At 45.5% G+C, this 1873-nt stretch carries 3 protein-coding genes; all 3 read left to right on the forward strand.

Translation table 11 applies throughout. The features are described from left to right. Window positions 1-1037, forward strand: a 1037-nt coding sequence (locus tag WBV75_RS05240) for a 2TM domain-containing protein (protein ID WP_424119592.1), incomplete at its 5' end; no start/stop codon positions are given. A gap of 102 nt (window positions 1038-1139) precedes the next feature. Beyond that, window positions 1140-1439: a 2TM domain-containing protein gene (locus tag WBV75_RS05245; RefSeq protein WP_424119593.1), complete on the forward strand. Its 300-nt coding sequence runs from the start codon at window positions 1140-1142 to the stop codon at window positions 1437-1439. A 7-nt stretch (window positions 1440-1446) separates the two neighbouring features. Then, window positions 1447-1770 (forward strand): 2TM domain-containing protein, encoded by a 324-nt coding sequence (locus WBV75_RS05250; protein WP_424119594.1) that lies wholly within the window; start codon window positions 1447-1449, stop codon window positions 1768-1770. The last annotated feature ends 103 nt before the right edge of the window (window positions 1771-1873 follow it).

Raw genomic sequence — 1873 nt, forward strand, 5'->3', positions numbered from 1 at the left:
GTGTTGGGTTGCAAGGGAATGATTTTACAGCTTTTTTAAGCGGGGAGTCTTTAGAGTATTATCTGAATACATCCATCCTCGCAGTCTGTATTTCTGGGGTTTTCTATGCGGTTTTTTATTATAAACACAGGCAGGAAACCAAAGTCAAGGAACAAAAGATTATTGCGGGAACAGCTTCAGCCCAGTTTGACGCCCTGAAAAATCAACTGGACCCACATTTCCTTTTCAACAGCCTGAATGTACTTACGAGTCTTATTGAGGAAGATCCTGAGCAGGCTCAACGTTTCACTACGGCCCTTTCGAAAGTATACCGCTATGTCCTCGAGCAGAAGAATAAGGAATTGGTGCCGGTAGACGAGGAGTTTGCCTTTGCCCGGACCTATGTACGGCTTTTAAAAATGCGTTTTGAAGAGGGTATTCATTTTGAGATTCCTGAAAAAAGCACGGATCCGGAAGCTAAAATTGTCCCGCTCTCCCTGCAGTTACTGTTGGAGAATGCCGTAAAGCACAATGTCGTGACCCCAGGGCGGCCCTTACACATTCAGGTCACAGAAGAAGACGGCTATGTTGTAGTGACCAACAATCTTCAGGAAAAAAAGGTCATCACCAAATCAAGTGGGGTGGGCTTGCAGAATATCCTCCAGCGGTATTCGCTGCTATCCAAACGCCAGGTGGGTATTGAAAAAGATAAAAGCAAGTTCCGCGTTTCGATTCCCATACTCCGCCGCCAGGTATCTAAATATCCCTCTCAGGCCGAGTATATTGAAGACAAGCGCTATGAGAAGGCCCGGGAAAAGGTTGAAGCCATCAAGAGTTTTTACGGAAATCTGGGGTCATATATGGTAGTCATTCCATTTTTGGCCTGGCTGAACTGGAAAACAACCGGATTTGGTTTCCCATGGGTTATTTTCCCGATGATGGGTTGGGGTTTCGGCCTCTTAATGCACGGGATGGAGGCTTATGGCTATAACCCCTTATGGGGTAAGCGCTGGGAAGAACGCAAGATCCGGGAGTTGATGGAAAAAGAGGATTTCTGAGATCGCTGGCGACAATTCAGTCGCTAAATCCGACGACTCGGTTTTCTGTTTTTTGAAATAGGCATCCAAACCAGGACTTTTGAGGTATTAATAATTAACCTCATGAAAACACAAGAAAAACACGAGCAATTTTTACGCGCTAAACAACGCGTGGATGCGATCAAGGACTTTTATGGGTCCCTTTTTTCATATTGCATAGTCATCCCATTTCTGGCCTGGCTGAATTGGATAACGACCTCATTCGCGTTCCCATGGGTTATTTTCCCTGCCATTGGGTGGGGCTTCGGCCTCCTGATGCAAGGAATGGCCGCTTATGGGTATAACCCTTTGTGGGGCAAGCGTTGGGAGGAACGGAAGATTAAGGAATTCATGGCTGCTGATGATAACGGCCCTTCACTATAAAGGAAATATGAAAACAATAGAAAACAAGGATATGGAAACTCGGGAATCGAAATACTTAAGGGCCAAGGAGCGGGTTGAGGAGCTTAAAAAGTTCTACGGCAACCTAACGGCCTATATTTTTGTGATATCCCTGTTGGCCGTCATTAATTATCTGACCAATGACTGGCGCTATATGTGGTTCCTCTGGGCAGCATTCGGCTGGGGGATCGGTTTGTTTTTCCACGCCTTCAGGACTTTCGGATGGAATCCGTTTTTTTCCAGGGACTGGGAAGACCGCAAAATCAGGGAGTATATGGAAGAAGAACAAAAAAACAATTCCCGCTGGGAATAGGAATCAAAAATACAGCAATGGAAGAATTAAATATGCTCGAAAAACGAAAACGCGCCAAGAAGCGGGTTGACGAACTCAAAGGGTTCTATATACACCTGATGGT

The sequence above is a fragment of the Robiginitalea sp. genome, assembly GCF_049588695.1.
Taxonomy (GTDB): domain Bacteria; phylum Bacteroidota; class Bacteroidia; order Flavobacteriales; family Flavobacteriaceae; genus Robiginitalea.

Excerpts from the sequence above, each read along its gene's own strand:
- WBV75_RS05245 (WP_424119593.1), top strand. The coding sequence starts at position 1,140 with ATGAAAACACAAGAAAAACACGAGCAATTTTTACGCGCTAAACAACGC.
- WBV75_RS05250 (WP_424119594.1), top strand. The coding sequence starts at position 1,447 with ATGAAAACAATAGAAAACAAGGATATGGAAACTCGGGAATCGAAATAC.